Here is a 22,196-nt window from a genome sequence, read left to right on the forward strand (position 1 = left end):
AGGCTCGCTCCCACAGAGAAATCCGGGGCTGACCGGGCTTTGTGATTCGGCACATAGACTTGTGGGAGCTGGCTTGCCAGCGTTTGCGGTGGGTCCGTCAAAGAAGGTGGTGGATGTGCCGACCAATCGCTGGCAAGCCAGCTCCCACAGGGATTCGGGGTGGAATGAACATTGTTGGTCACCACAAAAACCTGTGGGAGCACACCCCCTTCCACAGTTTTGCTCTCGTCATTCGTCCCCCGGCGCCAGCAACAGATTGGGCGCCAGACGCTGATAGCCGTCCTGGGCCAGACGCATGTCCAGCAGCAAACTGCCGAGATCCGCCGACAACGCCTCGGCTTCGGCGTCGTTCTCCAGATAGAGCAATTTCAGGTAGCTGTCGCAGCTCGGGCAGACTTCGGCGCGCAGCGGTGCCTGTTCGGCGCTGTGCCGGTCGTCTTCCTGGCTCAGATACTCAAGGCCCTTGCTCTGCTCGCAATACACGCACTTGACCCGCACCACATGCCATTCGCATGCGCACAGCGAACACACCAGATAGCGCAAACCGTTGTGCTTGCCGCGATGGCGAATCACCCCGGCCATGGCCGGCGAACCACAGGCCGGGCATTGGCTGAGGCTGTCGCCGGGCTTGAGTTGCAGTTGCGGCACGCTGAGCAGCCAGTGGCTCCAGGCGGTTTGCAGCGCGGCGCCGAGAAACGGCACCAGCGCCGCCGGCACCAGCGAATACTGCCCACTGACCAGCGCCACCGCCCACGCGCGCAGCTGGCCGGAACTGGCCCCGCGCAGAGTGTCCAGCGCGTCGATCACTGCAGGTTGATCCGCTGGCGCATAGCGCTGCAGCAAGGCGTCCAGCCACGGCTGCCAGGCATCTTCGCGCACCAAGGTATCTGCCGCGAATGGTGGCAGACCGTGTTGCTGACAGGCTTCGAAACGCTGCGCATCAAACGGCGCGGTGAGCGGCGGATCGTCGAAGACCTGCTGCTGCGCCCGGCACAATCCGGCCATCAGCCGCAGATAATCCGCCAACCCGTTGCCCTCGGCCAGACGCTCGAGGCGTTCAGCGCGCAGGGCAAACAGGTTACGTGGCGGCAGATACAGAAACGGCGGCGAACTGGCCGCCGCCTCGATTTCCCCAGGTTCAAGAATGCTTGGCAAAAGTCAGCCCTTTTTTGTCAGCGGTCGCTCGGGCACGTCCCGAGGCTGTTCGTCGCGGGTCACCTCGCGGTACCACAGTTCATGGTGTTTTCTCGCCCACGGCCGGCTGACCCAGCCATGCAACATGGCGTCGACCGAACCCTTGATCCACAAACCGGCGTAGATGTGCACGATGATGCTCAGCACCAGCACGAACCCGGCCAGCGCATGCAGCAGCATGGCCCAGCGGATCGTGGTGATGCCGAAGTACGCGCTGAACCACGCGCGCCAGATCACCAGCCCGGTGAACAGCAACGCGAGCATGCACAGCAGTAAAGTCCAGAACAGCAACTTCTGCCCGGCGTTGTATTTGCCTACCGGCGGCACGCTTTCTTCGTCGTTGACCATCACTCGGTTGATCCGCCGCAGCCACTGGCGATCATTGGCGATGAAGAAATTGGTGCGCCAGAAGCTGAACACCAGGCCGAGGAACAGCACAAACATGGCGATGCCCATGTACGGGTGCAGAATCCGCGTCCAGGTGCCGCCGCCGAACAGATTACTGAGCCAGAACAGCGACGGATGAAACAACGCCAGCCCGGACAACCCGGCCATGAAAAACAGGATCGCCACCAGCCAGTGATTGGTGCGCTGGTTGGCGCTGTAACGCAGGATCGTCTTGTTGCTCATGGCCGCTCCTCCCCGCGTGGATCGAAGGTGTGCACCGTCGGATCGACCACGTGCACCGAGTTGTCGGGTGGCGTCGGATGTTCATCCTCCTCGACGCGATTCGGCCCGATGCGCACGTAGTGGAAGAACCCGGCCAGCACCGCCGCACCCATCGCCAACAGGCCGAGGGGTTTGCTGATGCCTTTCCACAAGCCCACCAGCGGACTGATCGCCGGATGGTCCGGCAAACCTGCATAGATTTTTGGCGTGTCGGCGTGATGCAGCACGTACATCACGTGGGTGCCACCAACGCCTGCCGGGTCGTACAAACCGGCGTTTTCAAAGCCACGGCTTTTCAGGTCGACGATGCGTTCGGCGGCGTGTTCTTTCATGTCTTCCTTGGTGCCGAAGACGATCGCGCCGGTCGGGCAGGTTTTCACGCAGGCCGGCTCCAGCCCGACCGCCACCCGGTCGGAACACAGTGTGCATTTGTAGGCCTTGTGATCCTTCTGCGAAATGCGCGGAATGTTGAACGGGCAACCGGTGATGCAATAGCCACAACCGATGCAGTGGTCCTGATCGAAATCGACGATGCCGTTGGCATGCTGAATGATCGCCCCGGGGCTCGGGCACGCGGCCAGACAACCGGGCTCGGCGCAGTGCATACAGCCGTCCTTGCGGATCAGCCATTCGAGGTTGCCGGCGTCGGTTTCGTGCTCGGTGAAGCGCATCAGCGTCCACGAATCCGCCGTCAGGTCCTGCGGATTGTCGTAGGTGCCGTGGTTGTGGCCGACCTCGTCGCGCAGCTCGTTCCATTCCGAGCAGGCGACCTGGCAGGCCTTGCAACCGATGCACTTGGTCGTGTCGATCAGCTTGGCAACGCCCTGCTGAGTCCTTACCGACGGCGGCACGGTGGTGGTGGCCGAGCGGGCAATGATGTCTTGGCTGGCCATTTACAGTTTCTCCACGTTGACCAGGAATGACTTGGATTCCGGGGTCTGAGTGTTGCCATCGCCGAGGAACGGCACCAGGGTGTTGGTCAGGTAACCGTGGCGCGTCAGGCCGGTGAAACCCCAGTGCAGCGGGATGCCGATCTGATGCACGACCTGGCCGTTGACCTGCAGCGGCCGGATCCGTTTGGTCACCACCGCCACCGCTTCGATAAACCCGCGCTTGCAGCTGACACGCACGCGATCACCGGCAGCGATGCCCTTCTCGTTCGCCAGCACCTCACCGATTTCCACGAACTGCTCGGGCTGAGCAATCGCATTCAACTTGCAGTGTTTGCTCCAGAAGTGGAAGTGCTCGGTAAGCCGGTAGCTGGTGCCGGCGTACGGGAAGTCCTTGGCTTCGCCGAGGGTTTCCCAGACCGAATCGAAGATCCGCGCCGCCGGGTTGCTGGTGGCCTTCTTGTTTTGCGGGTGCAGCGGGTTGATGCCGATCGGCGTTTCGAACGGCTCGTAGTGCTCAGGGAATGGGCCTTCGTTCATCTTGTCGACGGCGAAGAACCGGGCCACGCCTTCGGGGTTCATGATGAACGGATTCATCCCGGCTTCCGGCGGCACGTCGGCCTTGTAGTCCGGCACATCGGTGCCGGTCCAGGTCTTGCCGTTCCACCACACCAGCCGCTTTTTCGGGTCCCACGGTTTGCCCGCCGGGTCCGCCGAGGCGCGGTTGTAGAGAATCCGCCGATTGGCCGGCCACGCCCACGCCCAGCCCTGATGCTGGTGCATGCCGAACGGGTCGGCGTTATCGCGCCGGGCCATCTGGTTGCCGGCCTCGGTCCAGCTGCCGGCGAAAATCCAGCAACCGGACGCGGTGCTGCCGTCATCCTTGAGCAAACCGAAGCCTGCCAGTTGCGTACCGGCCTTGACCGTGACGCCGCTGGCATCGGTGAAATCGCTGACAGCGGTGCCGTTGATTTCCCGCGCCAGTTCTTCCGGCGAAGGCTCGTCGGGGATCTTGTACGGCCACGAGAGTTTCAGCAGCGGATCAGGAAACTTGCCGCCTTCGGTCTGATAACGCTGGCGCAGGCGCAGGAACAGTTCGCTCATGATGCGAATGTCAGTCTGCGCTTCGCCGGGGCCGTCGGCGCCTTTCCAGTGCCATTGCAGCCAGCGGCTGCTGTTGACCAGCGAGCCGTCTTCCTCGGCAAAACAGGTGGTCGGCAGGCGAATGACTTCGGTCTGGATTTCGGCGGTTTTCACATCGTTGTACGGCCCGACGTTCTGCCAGAACTCCGAGGTCTCCGTGGCCAGCGGGTCCATTACCACCAGCCACTTGAGCTTGGCCAATGCGCCCATCACGCGGTTCTTGTCCGGTAACGCAGCGATCGGATTGAAGCCTTGGCAAAAGTAGCCGTTGACCTTGCCCTGGCTCATCAGATCGAACATTTTCAGCACGTCGTAGTTGGGGATGTCGAGCTTCGGCAAATGATCGAACAGCCAGTTGTTCTCGGCGGTGGCATTGGCGCCGTACCAGGATTTCATCAGGCTGACGTGGAATTTGCTGTAGTTCTGCCAGTACGAAAGCTGCCCCGGTCTGAGCGGAACCTGTGTGCGTTTGAAGATGAACTGGCCATAGTCCTGCTCGCTGTCGCTGGGCAGCGTGAGGTAGCCGGGCAAGGCGTTGGACAGCAGGCCGAGATCGGTCAGACCCTGGATGTTCGAGTGCCCGCGCAGCGCATTGACGCCACCGCCGGGCATGCCGACGTTGCCCAGCAGCAATTGCACCATCGCCGCGCTGCGAATGATCTGCGCGCCAATCGAGTGCTGCGTCCAGCCGAGCGCGTAGAGAATCGTCATGGTCTTGCCCGGTGTCGAGCAGGTGGCGATCTCTTCCCAGATTTTCTGCATCGCGTCGACCGGCATGCCGCAGATCTGGCTGGCCAGGTCGATGTTGTAGCGGCTGTAATGCTGCTTCATCAGTTGATAGACGCAGCGCGGGTCTTGCAGGGTCGGGTCGACGCGGACGAAACCGTCCTCGGCGAATTCGTAACCCCAGCCGGACTTGTCGGTATAGCTGCGTTTTTCCGCGTCATAGCCGCTGAACAGGCCGTCTTCGAAGCCATAGCCGGCTTTGACGATGAACGACACGTCGGTGTAATTGCGCACGTATTCGTGCTGGATCTTGTCCTCGGTCAGCAGGTAATTGATCAATCCGCCCATGAAGGCGATGTCGGTACCGGTGCGGATCGGCGCGTAATAGTCGGCCACCGAAGCGGTCCGGGTAAAACGCGGGTCAACCACGATCAGCCGCGCGGCGTTGTGCGCCTTGGCCTCGGTCACCCATTTGAAGCCGCACGGATGCGCTTCTGCTGCGTTGCCACCCATCACCAGGATCAGATTCGCGTTGGCGATATCGGTCCAGGTGTTGGTCATGGCACCACGGCCGTACGTCGGGGCAAGACTTGCCACCGTCGGGCCGTGTCAGACACGCGCCTGGTTATCGAACCCCAGCAGACCGAGGCTGCGAATCACCTTCTGAGTGATGTAGCCGGCTTCGTTGGATGCCGCCGATGCCGCGAGAAAACCGGTGGTCAGCCAGCGATTCACCGTTTGCCCGTTGGCATTTTTCTCGATGAAGTTGGCGTCGCGGTCGGCCTTCATCAGGTCGGCGATGCGATCGAGGGCTTCGTCCCAGCCGATGCGCGTCCATTCATTGCTGCCGGGCTTGCGCACTTGCGGGTACTGCAAGCGGCCGGGGCTGTGAATGAAGTCGAGCAGGCCCGCGCCTTTCGGGCACAGCGTGCCGCGATTGACCGGGTGGTCGGCATCGCCTTCGATGTGAATGATGTTTTGCGCCACGTTCTTGCCGGCATCGCCCTGGCTGTACATGATCAAACCGCAACCGACCGAGCAATACGGGCAGGTGTTGCGGGTTTCACGGGTGTGGGCGAGCTTGAAGTGACGCACCTGCTCGGCGAAGGCCGCCGTCGGGGCCATGCCCAACGCGCCCAGGCTTGAGCCTGCAAGGCCGATACCGGCGACCTTGAAGAACTGACGACGGCTGAGATCCATCGTGCACTCCTGATCAGGTGGAACCCGGTACTTGCGCCGGGCTTTATCTGGACAATCACGGTTGCGACGCCTTGACGCCGACTTTTTCACTGTAGACAAAGACCTTGCCGATTGTGTGAAAACCGACCGTCGGGTGTCTGGCCCGGATTTCCAGCCAGTGCACACCCCCCCTGTGGGAGCGAGCCTGCTCGCGAAAGCGCTGGGTCATCCAACTCGATGCTGCCTGACCCGACGTATTCGCGAGCAGGCTCGCTCCCACACAGGTCGCGTTGCGCATAGAATGTCCGGCAGAACCAAACCCGCCTCGACGAGACCGCGCATGACTTTCGATTTTGATCAGCTGTTCGACCGCCACCACACTGGCAGTACCAAGTGGAGCCGCTACCCGGCCGATGTGTTGCCGATGTGGGTCGCTGACATGGATTTCGCCGCGCCGCCGGTCATCGTTCAAGCCTTGCAACAGCGCCTGCTGCACCCGCTGCTCGGTTACAGCGTGGCCCAGGACAACCTGCGTGAAGCCATCGTCGCCGACCTGTGGAACAAGTATTCATGGCAGGTGAAACCGCAGGAGCTGATTTTCCTGCCGGGCGTGGAATCGGGCTTCAACATGGCGCTCAAGGCCCTGGTCCAGGCGCAGCAGAATGTCGTCGTGCAAGTACCGAACTATCCGCCGCTGCGCCATGCGCCGGGGCACTGGGGCCTGAACAAGGTCGAACTGCAATTCGAAGCCCAGGCCGATGGCACTTACGCCACGCCATTGGACGCACTGCGCGAGTCACTGAAAGGCGGCGGCGCCCTGCTGTTGAGCAACCCGCACAACCCGATCGGCAAGGTCTTCGACCGCGAAGAATTGCAGGCAGTCGCGGATATCTGTGCAGCGCAGGACGCGTGGATCATTTCCGACGAAATTCATGCCGAACTGTGCTTCGACGGCCGCGTACACATTCCCACCGCATCGCTGAGCACCGAGATTTCCAAACGCACGATCACCCTGATGTCGGCGAGCAAGGCCTACAACATCGCCGGTCTGAAGACCTCGTTCATGATCATTCAGGACGCCGCGCTGCGCGAACGCGTCAACCACGCCCGCTGCGGCATGGTCGACAGCGTCAACCCGCTGGGCATGGAAGCCACCCGCGTCGCCTACAGCGAAGCCGGGCCTTGGCTCGCGGAATTGAAAATCTACCTGCAGGCCAACCGCGACTGGCTGGTAGACGCGGTGCGCACGCGCCTGCCGGGCGTGACCATCAATGTGCCGCAGGGCACGTATCTGGCGTGGCTCGATTGCACCGCGCTGGACCTGCCGGATCCGCAGCGGTTCTTCCTCGAACAGGGCAAGGTCGGCCTGAGTGCCGGGCTCGATTTTGGCGACCGGCATCAGCAGTTCGTGCGCTTGAACTTCGGTTGCCCGAGGGCGTTGCTCGAAGAAGGGATTGCGCGGATGGAGCGGGCTTTGGCTAACCGCAATCTCTGATCCTGCCCCGAGATTCCCCTTTGTAAGTGATCCCCTGTGGGAGCGAGCCTGCTCGCGAAAGCGCAGTGTCAGTCGACATATTTATCGTCTGACAGACCGCTTTCGCGAGCAGGCTCGCTCCCACATTGGTTTTGCATCGCCAACCAGAATCCAGCGCAAATCCGATCGAACTCAAGGCAAAGCCACCGGGTCAACCCGGAACACTGGACTTGAAATCAGGAGACCCTGCGATGACTGACTATCCAAAACCACCCTTCCCGAAACAAGCCCAACCGGTGCCCGGCTCGCAACGCAAGATGGAACCGTATCCAGACTGCGGCGAGCAAAGTTACGTCGGTTCCGGCCGCCTCGCCGGCAAGATCGCGCTGATCACCGGTGCCGACAGCGGCATCGGTCGCGCGGTGGCGATTGCCTTCGCCCGTGAAGGCGCCGACGTCGCCGTGGCTTACCTGAATGAACACGAAGACGCCAAGGAAACCGCACGCTGGGTCGAGCAGGCCGGGCGTCAGTGCATCCTGCTGCCGGGCGATATCGCCGAGAAGGCTCAGTGCCAGGCGCTGGTCGACAAGACCGTCGAGCGCTTTGGCCGCATCGACATTCTGGTCAACAACGCCGCGTTCCAGATGACCCATGAAAACTTCGAGGAAATCCCCGATGACGAATGGGTGATGACCTTCGACGTGAATATCACTGCCATGTTCAGGATCTGCCAGGCGGCGATCAAACACATGCGCCCCGGTTCGTCGATTATCAACACCAGCTCGGTCAACTCGGACATGCCCAAGCCGACTCTGCTGGCGTACGCCACCACCAAAGGCGCAATCGCCAATTTCACCGGTGGCCTGGCGCAGATGCTCGGGCCGAAGGAAATTCGCGTCAACAGCGTCGCCCCTGGCCCGATCTGGACGCCGCTGATCGTCTCGACCATGCCCGACGAAGAAGTACAGAACTTCGGCGGCAGCACCCCGCTCGGCCGTCCGGGCCAACCGGTGGAAGTCGCACCGATTTACGTGCTGCTGGCCTCCGACGAAGCCAGCTATATCACCGGCCAGCGCTACGGCGTGACCGGCGGCAAACCGATGCTGTAACCGTGCAGCAGAAAAACTGAACCCGAGCGGCATGGCATCTCTCCATACCTTTAAGCGCCTACGGGCCAACTGGAACAGGAGGTTGTCATGTCCGCCCCCCTCGTCAGACTCTTCACCCAACCCAACTTCGCCTGGACCGATATCCGCCGCGAAGAAGAAACCCATCCCCGCCACTACCTCGCGCATTTGCTGCTGCTCGCGTTGATTCCGGCCGTGTGCCTGTTCATCGGCACCACTCAAGTCGGTTGGAGCCTCGCCGCGGGTGAGAACGTGCGCCTGAGCACGGCCAGCGCCCTGCAGTTGAGCGTGCTGCTGTACGTGACGATTGTCGCCGGTGTGGCGGTTATCGGCGGGTTTATCAGATGGATGTCGCGTTCATTTGACGCGCGGCCAACGCTGAATCAATGCATCGGTTTTGCCGCTTACACGGTGACGCCGTTTTTCCTCGCCGGGATCGCCGGGCTGTACCCGAGCCGCTGGCTGGCGATTCTGGTGCTCGGCGCGGCGTCAATCTATTCGACGTTTTTGCTGTTCGTCGGCCTGCCGACCTTCATGCATGAGCGCAAGGAGCAAGGCCTGTTGTATTCGGCGTGCGTGTGGGGCGTCGGCCTGCTGGTGCTGGTGACCATGCTGGTGTCGATGATTCTGCTGTGGTTCAACGTGCTCATCCCCGAGTACCTGCGCACGACCGTGAGCTGACCCGGTGCGCCTGTCCTTGAGAATTCACCGAAGTGAGCGGTCATGAGTTTCGGCGTATGGGTCGCGGTGCTCGGCGCCGTGCTGCTGACGCTGGCCCTGACGTCGTCTTGGTTGCGCTGGATGCCGGTCACCACCTCGGCGGTGTGCCTGCTGCTCGGCATCGCCATCGGCCCCAGCGGCCTCGACCTGCTGCAATTGCCGCTGGAAGAATCATCATTGTGGATGGAGCACCTGACTGAAGTCGCGGTGCTCTTTTCCTTGTTCGTCTGCGGTCTGAAGCTGCGGTTGCCGTTGGCCCACAAGACCTGGCGTATCGCTTTTGGTCTGGCCGGGCCGGTAATGATTCTGACGATTATCGGCGTGTGCCTGCTATTGCATTGGGGCCTGCAATTGCCGTGGGGACCGTCGTTGCTGATCGGCGCGATTCTGGCCCCGACCGACCCGGTGCTCGCCGCACTGGTGCAGGTCAATGATGCGCAGGACGTCGACAGCGTGCGCTTCGGCCTCTCCGGTGAAGCCGGGCTCAATGATGGCGTGGCTTTCCCTTTCGTGATTCTCGGCCTGCTGTTGCTGCACGGTGACGGCAGCGCTGGCGAATGGCAGCACTGGGTGCTTCGCAGTCTGTTGTGGGCGGTGCCGGCGGGTTTGCTCACCGGTTACTGGATGGGGCGCGGCATTGGCCGCATCGCTCTGTTACTACGCATTCACAACGAGGACAGCACCCTCGGCCCGAACGATTACCTGACCCTCGCGCTGATCGCACTGTCCTACGTGGTGGCCGACGCCATTGGCGGCTACGGCTTTCTTGCGGTCTTCGCTGCTGGCCTGGGTCTGCGTCAGGAGGAAGTCAAATCCACGGGCATCACCCAGGCACCTGCCGAGCATCTGGTGCAGCCGGTGGTCGGTCATCAGAACGTCGAACCACAGAACGCCGTGCATGGCGACACGGAGCAGTTGGAAGACAGCCAGGTCGCGGCGGGAATCATGATGGGCGACATGCTCGCATTCGGCAGTCTGGTCGAGCGGGCGATGGAAGTGTTTCTGGTGACCCTGCTCGGCGTCGTGCTGATTGCGCATTGGGACTGGCGGGCGTTGTGGATCGGCGCCGTGCTGTTCGGTCTGATCCGACCGCTGAGCGTGACGCTGATGCCGTGGGGCAATCTGCTCAGCGGGCCGCAGCGTTTGTTGATCGGCTGGTTTGGCATTCGTGGCATCGGCAGCCTGTTCTATCTGTTCTTCGCCCTGAACCATGGCCTCGATTCCGACGTTGCCAAGGTCTGTACCGACATCACGTTGTCGGTGGTGGCCCTGAGTATCCTGCTGCATGGCATCAGCACACAGCCGATGCTGGCGCGCTATGAAAGTCTGAAGCAACGAAAAAGCTGATTCTTCAACCGCTGCGCTTTGACGAAAATCATCGAAGATTTTTCTACAAAAAAATGGATCGCCGGGCGCGACCCAAGGGTCACACCTTTAACCGCGCCAACCATCCAGCGCGACCCGGCAGGTTCGGTTCCCCTGCGGTGAACAGCCTATCAAACGGAACCCCGACACAAACAAGGTCACAGTCATGAACGAATGCTCGACTCCTGCGCAAATCAAGGCTTGCAGAGCACTGGCTCTGGAACGCAATCGTCAACTGTTCGAAGAAGCCCACGAACTGAACCGAGCGGCCAACGCGCTGCTGGAACAGACCCCGACCGACTTCGAACGCTTTGAGCAATACCGGGCACTGCGCAAGAAAGCCGATGCGAAATTTGAAGATGCGATTGATCATCTGTGTGTGCTGAATGAGGATTTTCCGCCTATTCCGGCAGCGGTGCAGAATGCTGTTACACCGCGGCGTGAGCTGGAAATTGCGTGATAAAAGTCAAAAGCCCCTCACCCTAGCCCTCTCCCCGAGGGAGAGGGGACTGACCGGGGTGTTCTCACGTGCTACACCGACCTGGCGTACCGCGCCGAATGTAGATTTTGAAAAGCATGAAGATCTGCTCCCTTTCCCCCTCGCCCCCTTGGGGGAGAGGGCTGGGGTGAGGGGGTAAGATCTCACTAACACCACAAAATCCAGCACCTGTCCCCTGCCCCCGACCAATCCACCTCAAGGATTGGTCACCTGAATAAACACCGCATACACCCCCAACATCACCCAGAACGTCGCAAAAATCCAAGGCGTGCGCACTGAGAACAGCAGCGACTTGCGATAGCCCTTGTGGCTCGATTCCATTTCGCTGAACAGTGGAGACTCGTCATACGCCGCGCCCATCACCGGCTCGCTGTGCAGCAACTGGCTCTGTTTGAAGTGCCAGTGATCGATGATGTCGTACGCCGCACGAATCCCCGGCCAGGCATTCAGCGAACTGAGCACACCAAGCAGCGCCAGAAACGGCGGCACGACAAGGGTGAACATCTTGCCCCACTCGGGATTTAGGTTGGCCATGCACGAGGCGAAAGCGATCACCAGAAACGACTGCGCCGCCAGATAGGCGTCGGTGCGGTTGGCAAGGATGCTGGTTTCGTACTGGATTTCCCGGCGATAGAAATCCAGACGCTCCTTGGGTGAGCCAAACATCTTGGCGTCGTGTTCAGCCAAGGCTTCTTCAACAGCGCTTGGCTGGGTCAATATGCGAGACAAGATACGTGCCCTCCAAAAGTGAACAAGACTTTTGGAAAGGCACGCGTCAGCACTAGTTCAGCCGGATCGACCAGCGCGCCACTTCATCGACTGGGCGATGATCTGTACCAGATTCAACTGGGTGAACGGTTTCGGCAGACGCTGCAGATCGGCGGCGAAGCCTTCCAAACGTTCGGCGTATCCAGTGGCGAGAATGATCGGCAAATCCGGCTTGAGCATGCGCAAGGCATGGGCCAGTTGCGCGCCGCTCATTTTTGGCATGGCCATGTCGGTGATCACCAGATCGATCACTTCGCCCTGATCGAACAGCGCCAGCGCCTGGGCGCCGGAGGTCGCGCCGATGACGCGGTGGCCGAGGTCTTCCAGCAGCAGACTGGTGCTGGTCAGCACCAGCGAATCGTCATCGACCACCAGCACACTGAGCCTCGGCACCGCAATGGGCGCGGCGTTGCTGTACGCCGGGCGACTGGCCGTTTGCTCTAGCGCCACCGGAATCCACAGTTCGGCCGCCGTGCCGTGGCCCTTCTCGCTTTTGAGAGTAAAGCGCCCGCCCAACTGCTCGATAAAGCCGTGCACCATCGACAAGCCCAGCCCGGTGCCTTTGCCCAGGCCCTTGGTGGTGAAGAACGGGTCGCGGGCGCAGGCCAGCGTGGCTTCATCCATGCCTTCGCCGCTGTCGATCAGGCTCAGGCACACGTAACGCCCCGCTGCCAGGGTCGAATGAGTTTGTTCCAGCACCACTTCGGCTTGCGCCTGAATGATCACCGTGCCGCCCTCGGGCATGGCATCGCGGGCATTGGTGGCGAGATTGAGGATCGCCAGCTCCAGCTGATTGCTGTCGGCCAGCACTGGCTGCAGATCGTCGGGAAAGCGTGTTTCGATACGAATGCCCGGTCCGAGCGAACTGCGCAGCAGCCCGGTGATGCCTTGCACCAGTTGCGGGATATCCACCGATTCGGTCTTGAGTTCCTGACGCCGGGCGAAGGCCAGCATGCGCTGGGTCAACGAGACACCGCGCAAGGCCCCTTGGGTGGCGTTCTCCAGCAGTCGAGCGATTTTCGGCGCGTCGCCGATGCGTTTCTGCACGATCTCGAGATTGCCGAGAATCACCGTCAGCAGGTTGTTGAAGTCATGGGCGATACCGCCGCTGAGTTGGCCGATCGCCTGCATCTTCTGCGCCTGGAACAACGCCTCGCGGGTCTTTTCCAGGGCCTGCTGCGCCTCGTGCGCCTCGGTCACATCGCGGGTGATCTTGGCAAAGCCGAGCAGCGTGCCGGTGTCGCCGCGAATCGCATCGACGACCACGTGGGCAAGAAACCGCGTGCCGTCCTTGCGCATCCGCCAACTGCGGCTCTCGAACCGGCCTTCGCGGGTGGCAATCTCCAGCGAGCGCTGCGGCTCGCCGAGTTCGCGGTCTTCGGGGGTGTAGAAAATCGAAAAATGCTGGCCGATGATTTCTTCCGGCAAGTAACCCTTGATGCGCTGCGCGCCCTGGTTCCAGTTGCTGACGCAACCTTCGGGGCTGAGCATGTAGATCGCGTAGTCGGTAACGCCCTGCACCAGCAGGCGGAACTGCTGTTCGCTTTGCTTGAGGGTTTCCTCGGCCATCTTGCGGTCGGTGAGGTCGCGAGTGATCTTGGCGAAACCGAGCAGTTCGCCGTTGGGGTCGATGATCGGATCGATCACCACGTGCGACCAGAAGTGCGTGCCGTCCTTGCGCACGCGCCAGCCCTCGCCTTCGAAGCGACCTTCACGGATCGCTGTGTCCAGCGCCCGTTGCGGCATGCCGTTGGCGCGGTCTTCCGGGGTATAGAAACGCGAGAAATGCTCGCCGATGATTTCCGCTTCTTCGTAGCCCTTGAAGCGTTTGGCGCCGGAGTTCCAACTGGTGATGGTACCGTCGGGGTCGATCATGTAGATCGCATAGTCGACAACCGCGTCGATCAGCAGCCGGAAACGGCTGTCTTCGATCGCTGCGGTACTGTTGTTTTCACTCATCACACTCACCAGCCACTGTCATGGGCTGAAGTATGCGTGAATCCGTCGATTTGAAAAGCGCCGGTTCGCTTTTGATCGCCCACCAGCGCGGCAGCAGTTGCTGGATGCGGCTCTCGGCAAAGCGGTCATCAATGAGCATGACCGTGCCGCGATCCTCACGGGTGCGAATCACCCGCCCGGCGGCTTGTACGACTTTTTGCATGCCCGGATACAGATAGGTGTAGTCGTAGCCGGCGCCAAAAATGGCGGCCATGCGCCGCTTCATCTGCTCGTTGACCGGGTTGAGCTGAGCCAGCCCCAGCGTGGCGATGAACGCGCCGATCAGCCGCGCGCCGGGCAAATCGATGCCCTCGCCAAACGCCCCGCCCAGCACCGCAAACCCGACGCCCTGGCTGTCGGCGCTGAACTGGTCGAGAAACGCCTGCCGCGCGCCCTCGGCCATGCCCCGCGATTGCAGCCATTGAGTGATGTGCGGATGGCGCTCGGCCAATAAGGTCGCGACCTGTTGCAGGTAATCGAAACTGCTGAAGAACGCCAGATAGTTGCCCGGGCGCTCGCTGAACTGGCGCGCGATCAGCTCGACGATAGGCTCCAGCGAGGCCTGGCGATGGTTAAAACGCGTGGAGATCTGGCTGACGATGTGCACCTGCAACTGCTCGGCGCTGAACGGCGATTCGACGTCGATGCACACCGTGTCGGCGGGCGTGCCGAGCAGGTCGGCGTAATAATTGCGCGGGCTCAGCGTGGCCGAGAACAGCACGCTACTGCGCGCCGCTGTCAGGCGCGGGCCGATGAACGAAGCCGGCACCACGTTGCGCAGGCACAGTTGCGACAACGGACGTTTGCGGTCGAGATCGCGTTTGCTGATATCGAACAGGTAATGCTCGTCGTACAGCTCGGCGACCCGGGCGAATTGCAGCAAGTCGAAATAGAAATTCTGCAGGCCGCTGTCGAGGCCTTGCGGATGTTCGTTGAGGTAATCGCCAATGGCCGCGCAACACAGCGAAATGGCGTGCAGGAGCTTGTCCGGCGCCTTGTCGTACGCCTGATACGCCGCCAGTTGCGGCGCATGCAGCGCGTTCCATTCGCGGTTGACCCGTTGCAGGGCATTCTTCAGCGCTGCCGGCGCGGTTTTGCGCACGCTGGCGAGGGTGAACTGGTCGAGGCTGGCGCTGTACATTTGCCGGCCGCGTTCGACCAGGTTGTGCGCCTCGTCGGCCAGCACCGCGACTTTCCATTGATTGAGCTGGGCCAGGCCGAACAGCAGCGCGCTGAAGTCGAAGTAATAGTTGTAGTCGGCAACCACCACATCCGCCCAACGGGCCATTTCCTGACTGAGGTAATACGGGCATACGCTGTGCTGCGCGGCAACTTCACGCATCGCCGCCTGATCCAGCAGATTGATATGGCTGGCAGATTCGCGGGCAGCCGGCAGGCGATCATAAAAACCCTGGGCCAACGGACAGGATTCACCGTGGCAGGCTTTGTCCGGATGTTCGCAGGCCTTGTCGCGAGCAACCATTTCCATCACCCGCAGCGGCAAGTCCGGCGCTTGCCTGAACAACACCTGACTGGCATCGAGCGCCAGTTTGCGTCCGGGAGTCTTGGCGGTGAGAAAGAACACCTTGTCCAGTTGCTGCGGCGCCAGGGCCTTGAGCATTGGGAATAGCGTGCCAAGGGTTTTGCCAATCCCGGTCGGTGCCTGGGCCATCAGACAGCGGCCGGTGCTGACGGCTTTGAACACTGATTCGGCCAGATGCCGTTGGCCGGGACGAAAATCCGCATGCGGGAACGCCAGTTGCTGCGCGGCCAGATTGCGCGCTTCGCGATGGGCCATTTCCTGCTCGGCCCATTGCAGGAACAAGCCGCACTGCTGCGTGAAAAACGTCTGGAGTGACTCGGCGCTGTGGGATTCGACCAGGCAGGTTTCCTTTTCGCTGACGACGTCGAAATACACCAGCGCCAGATTGATCTGCTGCAATTGCAGTTTCTGGCACATCAACCAGCCGTAGATTTTCGCCTGCGCCCAGTGCAACTGGCGGTGATTGGCCGGTTGCCTGCTGAGGTCGCCGCGATAGGTTTTGACTTCTTCCAGGCAGTTTTGCGCCGGGTCGTAGCCATCCGCCCTGCCCTTGACCTTCAGCTCGCCGAATTCGCCTTGCAGCGCCACTTCGCTCTGGTACTGCTCACTGCGCCGCGACGCCACGGTGCGATGGCCGACGATGCCTTCGAGCGCCGTTGGTGACGGGGTGAAGCGCAGGTCGAGATCACCGGTCTTGGCGGTGAACTCGCACAGTGCACGCACGGCAACGCTGTAACTCAAGCGCTCTGCTCCGCCCATTGCACGTAACACACCGCCACTGGCATCTGGTGCTCGTGGCAGAACTCCAGCCAGCGCAGTTGATTGTCCTGCAAGCGGTCGCCGGGGCCTTTGACTTCGATCATCCGGTAGGTCTTGTGCTGCGGCCAGAACTGGATCAGGTCCGGCATGCCAGCGCGGTTGGCCTTGATGTCGAGCAATAGACGATTGCACCAGTGTTTGAGGTGTTCGGCGGGCAGACAGGCCAGCGCCTGTTCCAGCAAGTCTTCGTTGAGCGCGCCCCAGAACACGAACGGCGACTGGATGCCCCACTTGTCGACGAAGCGCTGGCGGATGGTCTCGGCGTAGCGGCCGTCATCGAGTTCGCCCAGGCAGGCCTGGAACAGCTCGGCGCGGCGCTCGAGGAAGTCTTCGCTGAGCAGATCCACCGGGCCGCGCTGGAACGGGTGGAAGAACGCGCCCGGCAACGGCGCGAAGATCGCCGGCCAGCACAACAGGCCGAACAGTGAATTGATCAGGCTGTTCTCGACGTAATGCACCGGGCCGTCATCGGCGTGCAAGTGCGCTTGTACGTGAAATTCCACCGACCGCGCCGGATCGCTGCGCGGCAAATGCAAATCGAGGCGCTCGACCTCTCTGGCCTTGGCACGCTTGAGCGGCGGGCCACCGAGTTTGCGCCGCAGACGCGGGACGATGCGTTGTAAGCCCTGCTGCTCGGCGGCACTTTGCGGCGCCTGTTCGGCCAGCGTGCCGAGCTCCAGCGCCAGCGCGTATTCGCCGCAACGTTCAAGCACACGGATCATCCGCAGTCGCGCACCAGGATAGGCGCAGTCGCGGTAAACACTCAGGGCCAGCGCAAAGTCGCCGATGCGCTCGGCATACTGGCCGATCTGGAACAACGCCTTGGCTTGCCGACGGCGTAGCCACGGGTTGTCGAACTGCACGGCGTTGATCTGTTCGACGATTTCCGCCAGCGGCTCACCGGCCTCGAAACGCAGCTGGCACTGATGCAGAAACAGGCAGGCATCGACGTCTTCGCGACTGCGCAGGCCTCGGGAGTCAGCGCAGAACTCGACTTTTTCATAAGTGAAGATGCCCAGGTCGGCCAGCACGAACTCCGACCAGTCCTGATACAGATTGCCGAAGAACATCAGCCGCAGGCGATCGCACAAATCCATCAGGGTCAGGCTGAACAGCCGGTCGGCCAGTTGCGGCGCCCAGACGCGCAGGGTTTGCGCCTCGCTGAACTGTTCGGCCAGCACGGGCAGCCACTCGTCCTTGCGCCCTTTCGGCTGTTCTATAAAGGTGCCGAACGCTTGCAGCAGCTCGGCCTTGAGCAGGACATCAAACAGCTCTGCCAGGGTCAGCGCAGCGTGTTCGTCGAGCCAGCCGTGTTCGAGCAACGGCCGCGCCGCCTCGGCAATGTCGCCGATTTCCAGATAGTTGAGTTTGCTCGCGCGAAAGTGAATGCCCTTGCGCATGACCATGCGCACCAGCAATCCCTGCGAGGCTTGCGGCAGCGTGTTGAAGTCGCGGATGAAGCCGTGCTCGCTTGCGCTCATCACATCGGCATAGCGAAGCCCAAGCCAATCAAGCACTTGCCGGAAGTTGTTGAGGTAATAGAACGGATCGTCGAGAGGGTTGGAGGTCACGGGAATTCAAAGCCACGGCAAGCGAACACTGGTTATGCGTACAGATAACAGCTCAGCCCTGCCCGGCGCAAACGGAAAAAGATCAATGGCATTTTTTCGCGCCGCCATCGAACTTTTCCGCCGCTGCTGGCACCAACCGCGTTACAGGGCCGACAATGCCCGCAATCACATTCAAGCAAGGAGTCAGAGGTGGGTATGAAAATCAAGATGCTGGGTATTCCTGTAGCAGTCGCAGCCCTGTTGGCGCTGGGCGGCTGTTCGACCCAGACCGTGGTGACGCTGCAGAACGGCACCCAGTACCTGACTGAGGACATGCCGAAGACCGAGACCGAAGATGGTTTCTACGAATTCGAAGACATCTCTGGCGCCAAGGTCAAGGTTCGCGCCGATGAAGTCGCGACCGTGCGCAAGGAAGACTGACTTGGCCTGAATGATCGTTCCCATGCGCAGCAAAGGAATGCCTCCACGGACGCTCCGCGTTCGGCTCTCGAGTGGGACGCAGAGCGTCCCGGGCTGCATTCCCACGCGGAGCGTGGGAACGATCACACACTGGATCTGCGTCGTTCACAAATCCCCTGTGGGAGCGAGCCTGCTCGCGAAGGGGCCGGCACAGGCCCCGCATCAACCTCAGGCGATAACCACCCCGTCGTCGCTCAAACTCCCCAGCGCCACCCCCACCAACGTCACCGAATCCCCACCAAATGTCAGTACGGTATCCTGCCCGACCGCCGACGCATGGGCGCGCAAATCATCCCCCGGCAACACACCCTGTACGCCGAGAAACACCAGTTTGTCATCGGCCGTGTAGCCAACGACCCGATCCTGGCCGAACGCGCCGTGGAACAGAAACGTATCCGCCCCGCCGCCCGATTCCAGCAAATCGTTGCCAGCGCCGCCGACAAACACATCATTGCCCGCGCCGCCGAGCAAATGATCATTGCCCTCAAGGCCAAACAGCCAATCGCCGCCCGCATGCGCCTTGAGCATGTCATTGGCAGCCGTGCCTTTCATGCTCGACTCATAAACGGTGAGATTACTGCCGACTTTCAGCCCCGTGGCCGTGACGCTGTGCAACACGTCGTCCTTGAACACGCCCCAGAGAAAACCCGGCTCTTTGCTGACAATGCTGCCGATGTCGCGGGTAATGCTGATCCCGCCGTTGGCATCGCGGATGTACAGGTTGCCGGCACCGTCGTTGGCGAAATCAAAGTTCTTCACTGTTTGCTGCAAGTCGAGCGTGTTGTTGCCCTGCCCGCCCAGAATGACGTTGTAGCCGCCGATGTCGCGGAAGCTGTCGTTGCCGGCGCGTCCCTCCAGGTAGTCGTTGCCGCTGCCGCCCTGGATCAGGTCGTTGCCGTCACTGCCAATAATGAACGTGCTGCCCTTGTGGGTTTCGGCGTTACGGTTGAGGTCCTGTACCCAAGTGTTGGCCCGCGCCGGGTCGGACAGGTTGGCGACGATGATCGTCGAGTCGCGGCTGGTAAGGTCGTAGAACTTCGATTCCAGCACGCGGGTCATGCCGTCGCCGTAGCCAGTGGGCAGGTGCGAAATCCAGGTCGGGATATTCAGGATCGAATACGGCAGCACGTTCCAGGCGTTCGAGGCGTAGTGATCGTTGAAGCTGACGAGGTTGTCGGTGGTGGATGTGTGCGGCGCATCGTGCACACCCACCGAGGCACTGCTGAAGGTCGAACCGTCGAGGGCGCGAAACACCGGGTCGTTTTCGTAGCCGATATTCAGCACCTTGTCGCCGCTGCTCTGGGTCGGCGAGGCGTAGGCGATGTAGTTGGAATCGGCGAAGAAACCGCCCCACTTGCCAGCGCTCAAGTCAGCCATGCTGTTCACCGCCAGGCCGCCCAGGCTATGACCGCTGACCAGCACGTCCTTGCCGCTGAGGCCGTTGGCCCGGGCGAATGCGACGACATCGTTGAGCAGATTGCCGAAAGCTTCGCCGACGTAGTTTTTTGCGTAATCGGCCGGGCCGAACGCCGCGAGCAGATCGTTGATCACGTCGCCAATCGAATCACCAATGAGGATTTCGCGCGGGCCGCTGGTGCCGCGAAAGGCGATACCCAGTTCGGTGAGGTGACCCTGGACATCGTACTTGCCGAGGATTTCCACTTGCGCGCTGGTGTAGCCGGCCTTCTCGCCGAAGAACGTCCCGCGTGCATCGGTCTTGCCGTCGTAGCCCAATTGCGCAGCGGTGATGGGCGTCCAGCCGGCCTTTTGCACGGCATCGAGGGCGAGTTTTTCCGAGTCGGGATTCCACGGGATACCGGGGATCACCCCTTGCGAATCGGTGCCGCCAATCAGTGCGGTGACCAGCGTTGCCGGCAGGCCCAGGCCGAAGCCGTTGTGCTGATAACCGGCGGCGAAGCCGTTATCGAGGTTGTGATAGGAATACAGCGTGATCGCCATGGCATCGCTGAACAGCGCCGCGGAATCGGCTGTGCCGAAGTTCTTGTAGTCGTATACACCCATTGCCATTGCCTCTCTTGTTGTTGGAATTGTCAGAGATAGCTCACAGCCAGAGCGCGGGGCTCTGGAGCATTCGTTACATCTTGCACATCCTCTGTAGGAGCTGCCGAAGGCTGCGATCTTGTGGGACGCAGAGCGTCCCCGGCTGCATTCCCACACAGAGCGTGGGAACGTTCATGTGTACGCCGTACCTGTGGGAGCGAGCCTGCTCGCGAAGGCGGCAGCACATTCAACATCACAATCGCCTGACCCACCGCTTTCGCGAGCAGGTTCGCTCCCACAATGAGATCTCCTGCAACTTCGGAATCAGGCAAAGACGAAACTCGAGTCCGTCAGGTCAGTCACGCCGACGCCAATCAGCGTCACGGCAAAATCGCCGACCTTCAGCACGGTATCAGCGCCGGACTGCGCGGCATGCTGCTTGTAGTCATAACCCTGTCCCGCGCCCGCGACGCCCATGAACAGCAGTTTGTCGCTGCCTTGATAACCATTGATCGCATCGAAACCGAACGCACCGCTGAACAGGAAGGTGTTGCCGCCACCCACCGCCGTCATCACGTCGTTGCCGGCGCCACCCACAAAAGTCACCTGCGACTTGTCGCTGATCAGTTGATCATCGCCACCAAGGCCAAACAGCCAGTCGCCATCGGCCGTGGCATGCAAGGCATTGCCGTAGCCATCACCGCTGAGCGAATGGTTGTACTGGGTCAGTTCGCTGCCGTTGCTCAGGCCCTTGGCGGTGACGCCCCAGGTGATCTCCTTGCTGCCCCACCACGAACCGGCCTCTTTACTGACCAGCGCGCCGATGTCGCGGGTCAGGCTGACGCCGCCGTAGGCGTCGCGCACGTACAGCGTGCCGTCGCCGTCGTTGGCGAAGCTGAAGTTCTGCAACGGTTTCTGCAGTTCGAAGGTGTTATGGCCCTGCCCGCCGAAAATGACGTTGTAGCCGCCGTCATCACGAAAACGGTCGTCGCCGCCCAGTCCTTCAAGAAAGTCGTTACCCGCCCCGCCCTTGAGCCAGTCGCTGCTCTGCGTGCCGATGATGAAGGTGCTGCCGCTGTGCGGCTCGCCGCTGCGGCCCAGGTCCTCGACCCAGGTCTTGCTCCGCGATGCCTCGTCGAGATTGGCGACGATGATTGTCGAGTCGCGCTCGGTCAGGTTGTAGAACGCCGAATCGATCACCCGATTCAAGCCATCGGCGTAGCCCAGTGAACTGTGCGCCGACCAGTTCAACGGGTTGGCGATGCTGAACGGCACCAGGTTCTGCGCCGTGGAAGCGTAGTTATCGGTGAAATTGACCAGGTTGTCGGTGGTCGATTCGTGGGGCTTGTCGTGCTTGCCCATCGATGCCGTGCTGAACGTGGTGCCGTCGAGCACGCGAAATACCGGATCGTTTTCGAAACCGATATTGAGCACCTGGTTGCCGGAGTTGCTCTGGGTCGGCGAGGCGAAGGCGATGTAATTGGCATCCTTGTAGAAGCCGCCCCAGTTGTCCCCGCTCAATTCAGCAACACTATTTACCCCAAGCCCGCCGAGGCTGTGGCCGCTGATCAATACGTCCTTGGCAGCAACACCGTTGGCAATCGCGAAAGCGGCGACGGCCTTGAGCAGATTGTCGAACGCGTTTTTCGCGTAATTGCTCGCGTAATCCGACGGCCCGACCGCCGCGAGCAGATTGTTTTTCAGATCACCGAAAGTGTCGCTGTAACCCAGCCCGCCAGTGCCGCGAAAGGCAATGCCAAGGCCGATCAACTTGCCAGCAGCGTCATACTTGCCGAGCACTTCGGCCTCGGCGCTGGTGAAGCCATCCTGTTCCCCGAAGAACGTGCCTTGCACGCCGACCTTGCCCTGATAGCCCAGCGCCGTCGCCGTGACCGGTGCCCACGCCGTGGCCGGCAACGGTTTGCCGGTGGGCGTGTAGGCATACAGCGTCAGTGCGATGGCGTCGCTGTACAACCCTTTGCCGTCGGCATTTTTGTAATCGAACAATCCCATGTGCAGCGCTCCTTTTCCTTGAAAAACCGGCAGCCCGA

At 61.3% G+C, this 22,196-nt stretch carries 17 protein-coding genes; 6 read left to right on the top strand and 11 right to left on the bottom strand.

Going from position 1 to position 22,196, the window contains the following annotated elements:
- Window positions 1–228 precede the first annotated feature (228 nt).
- Genes fdhE through ACZ9BE_RS11845 form a run of 5 tightly spaced genes read right to left on the bottom strand, consistent with a single transcriptional unit; the run spans window position 229 to window position 6,099 of the window.
- A complete protein-coding gene (gene fdhE, locus ACZ9BE_RS11825; RefSeq protein ID WP_476249459.1) occupies window positions 229–1,155 on the bottom strand; it encodes a formate dehydrogenase accessory protein FdhE in 927 nt (308 codons plus the stop codon).
- Window positions 1,156–1,158: 3 nt separating this feature from the next.
- A complete protein-coding gene (locus tag ACZ9BE_RS11830; protein WP_041480299.1) occupies window positions 1,159–1,824 on the bottom strand; it encodes a formate dehydrogenase subunit gamma in 666 nt (221 codons plus the stop codon).
- Window positions 1,821–2,756 (bottom strand): formate dehydrogenase subunit beta, encoded by a 936-nt coding sequence (gene fdxH, locus ACZ9BE_RS11835; RefSeq protein ID WP_353188567.1) that lies wholly within the window; start codon window positions 2,754–2,756, stop codon window positions 1,821–1,823. The genes ACZ9BE_RS11830 and fdxH overlap by 4 nt, the downstream gene beginning before the upstream one ends.
- On the bottom strand, window positions 2,757–5,822 hold the full coding sequence (gene fdnG / locus ACZ9BE_RS11840; RefSeq protein ID WP_315435092.1) for a formate dehydrogenase-N subunit alpha: 3,066 nt from the start codon (window positions 5,820–5,822) through the stop codon (window positions 2,757–2,759).
- 55 nt (window positions 5,823–5,877) lie between these two features.
- Window positions 5,878–6,099: a hypothetical protein gene (locus ACZ9BE_RS11845; protein ID WP_353188569.1), complete on the bottom strand. Its 222-nt coding sequence runs from the start codon at window positions 6,097–6,099 to the stop codon at window positions 5,878–5,880.
- A gap of 42 nt (window positions 6,100–6,141) precedes the next feature.
- On the opposite strand from ACZ9BE_RS11845, the gene ACZ9BE_RS11850 reads away from it, so the two are divergent.
- From ACZ9BE_RS11850 to ACZ9BE_RS11870, 5 genes are all read left to right on the top strand, one after another.
- Entirely contained in the window at window positions 6,142–7,296 is a 1,155-nt protein-coding gene (locus ACZ9BE_RS11850; protein WP_476249460.1) for a MalY/PatB family protein, read from the top strand.
- A 230-nt stretch (window positions 7,297–7,526) separates the two neighbouring features.
- Entirely contained in the window at window positions 7,527–8,384 is an 858-nt protein-coding gene (locus ACZ9BE_RS11855) for a glucose 1-dehydrogenase (protein ID WP_016774822.1), read from the top strand.
- A gap of 87 nt (window positions 8,385–8,471) precedes the next feature.
- A complete protein-coding gene (locus ACZ9BE_RS11860) occupies window positions 8,472–9,083 on the top strand; it encodes a Yip1 family protein (RefSeq protein WP_056786193.1) in 612 nt (203 codons plus the stop codon).
- A gap of 42 nt (window positions 9,084–9,125) precedes the next feature.
- On the top strand, window positions 9,126–10,469 hold the full coding sequence (locus ACZ9BE_RS11865; RefSeq protein ID WP_476249461.1) for a cation:proton antiporter: 1,344 nt from the start codon (window positions 9,126–9,128) through the stop codon (window positions 10,467–10,469).
- Between the two features lie 184 nt (window positions 10,470–10,653).
- Window positions 10,654–10,947, top strand: a complete 294-nt coding sequence (locus ACZ9BE_RS11870) for a hypothetical protein (protein ID WP_056786199.1) — start codon at window positions 10,654–10,656, stop codon at window positions 10,945–10,947.
- A 234-nt stretch (window positions 10,948–11,181) separates the two neighbouring features.
- On the opposite strand, the gene ACZ9BE_RS11875 is transcribed toward ACZ9BE_RS11870, so the two are convergent.
- Genes ACZ9BE_RS11875 through ACZ9BE_RS11890 form a run of 4 tightly spaced genes read right to left on the bottom strand, consistent with a single transcriptional unit; the run spans window position 11,182 to window position 17,685 of the window.
- On the bottom strand, window positions 11,182–11,715 hold the full coding sequence (locus ACZ9BE_RS11875; RefSeq protein ID WP_016774826.1) for a hypothetical protein: 534 nt from the start codon (window positions 11,713–11,715) through the stop codon (window positions 11,182–11,184).
- A 57-nt stretch (window positions 11,716–11,772) separates the two neighbouring features.
- Complete coding sequence (locus tag ACZ9BE_RS11880) at window positions 11,773–13,713, bottom strand: hybrid sensor histidine kinase/response regulator (protein ID WP_476249462.1); 1,941 nt, start codon at window positions 13,711–13,713, stop codon at window positions 11,773–11,775.
- Window positions 13,706–16,036 (bottom strand): ATP-dependent DNA helicase, encoded by a 2,331-nt coding sequence (locus ACZ9BE_RS11885; protein ID WP_476249463.1) that lies wholly within the window; start codon window positions 16,034–16,036, stop codon window positions 13,706–13,708. The genes ACZ9BE_RS11880 and ACZ9BE_RS11885 overlap by 8 nt, the downstream gene beginning before the upstream one ends.
- Window positions 16,033–17,685 carry a VRR-NUC domain-containing protein gene (locus ACZ9BE_RS11890; protein WP_476249464.1) on the bottom strand — a complete coding sequence of 551 codons (1,653 nt, stop codon included), beginning with the start codon at window positions 17,683–17,685 and terminating at the stop codon, window positions 16,033–16,035. The genes ACZ9BE_RS11885 and ACZ9BE_RS11890 overlap by 4 nt, the downstream gene beginning before the upstream one ends.
- 195 nt (window positions 17,686–17,880) lie before the next feature.
- Between ACZ9BE_RS11890 and ACZ9BE_RS11895 the strand changes: the two genes are divergently transcribed.
- Entirely contained in the window at window positions 17,881–18,105 is a 225-nt protein-coding gene (locus ACZ9BE_RS11895) for a YgdI/YgdR family lipoprotein (RefSeq protein ID WP_016774830.1), read from the top strand.
- Window positions 18,106–18,312: 207 nt separating this feature from the next.
- Here ACZ9BE_RS11895 and ACZ9BE_RS11900 read toward each other — a convergent pair whose 3' ends face one another.
- Window positions 18,313–20,166 (bottom strand): polyurethane esterase, encoded by a 1,854-nt coding sequence (locus ACZ9BE_RS11900; protein WP_476250138.1) that lies wholly within the window; start codon window positions 20,164–20,166, stop codon window positions 18,313–18,315.
- Between the two features lie 303 nt (window positions 20,167–20,469).
- A complete protein-coding gene (locus ACZ9BE_RS11905) occupies window positions 20,470–22,158 on the bottom strand; it encodes a polyurethane esterase (RefSeq protein WP_476249465.1) in 1,689 nt (562 codons plus the stop codon).
- Between the last annotated feature and the right edge of the window lie 38 nt (window positions 22,159–22,196).

Source organism: Pseudomonas sp. TE9122, from assembly GCF_056278925.1.

What these genes read in the sequence shown, in the direction of transcription:
- ACZ9BE_RS11830 (WP_041480299.1), bottom strand. Translation starts at nt 1,824, where the DNA reads ATGAGCAACAAGACGATCCTGCGTTACAGCGCCAACCAGCGCACCAAT.
- fdxH (WP_353188567.1), bottom strand. Translation starts at nt 2,756, where the DNA reads ATGGCCAGCCAAGACATCATTGCCCGCTCGGCCACCACCACCGTGCCG.
- ACZ9BE_RS11845 (WP_353188569.1), bottom strand. Translation starts at nt 6,099, where the DNA reads ATGCGCAACGCGACCTGTGTGGGAGCGAGCCTGCTCGCGAATACGTCG.
- ACZ9BE_RS11850 (WP_476249460.1), top strand. Translation starts at nt 6,142, where the DNA reads ATGACTTTCGATTTTGATCAGCTGTTCGACCGCCACCACACTGGCAGT.
- ACZ9BE_RS11855 (WP_016774822.1), top strand. Translation starts at nt 7,527, where the DNA reads ATGACTGACTATCCAAAACCACCCTTCCCGAAACAAGCCCAACCGGTG.
- ACZ9BE_RS11860 (WP_056786193.1), top strand. Translation starts at nt 8,472, where the DNA reads ATGTCCGCCCCCCTCGTCAGACTCTTCACCCAACCCAACTTCGCCTGG.
- ACZ9BE_RS11865 (WP_476249461.1), top strand. Translation starts at nt 9,126, where the DNA reads ATGAGTTTCGGCGTATGGGTCGCGGTGCTCGGCGCCGTGCTGCTGACG.
- ACZ9BE_RS11870 (WP_056786199.1), top strand. Translation starts at nt 10,654, where the DNA reads ATGAACGAATGCTCGACTCCTGCGCAAATCAAGGCTTGCAGAGCACTG.
- ACZ9BE_RS11880 (WP_476249462.1), bottom strand. Translation starts at nt 13,713, where the DNA reads ATGAGTGAAAACAACAGTACCGCAGCGATCGAAGACAGCCGTTTCCGG.
- ACZ9BE_RS11895 (WP_016774830.1), top strand. Translation starts at nt 17,881, where the DNA reads ATGAAAATCAAGATGCTGGGTATTCCTGTAGCAGTCGCAGCCCTGTTG.
- ACZ9BE_RS11900 (WP_476250138.1), bottom strand. Translation starts at nt 20,166, where the DNA reads ATGGGTGTATACGACTACAAGAACTTCGGCACAGCCGATTCCGCGGCG.
- ACZ9BE_RS11905 (WP_476249465.1), bottom strand. Translation starts at nt 22,158, where the DNA reads ATGGGATTGTTCGATTACAAAAATGCCGACGGCAAAGGGTTGTACAGC.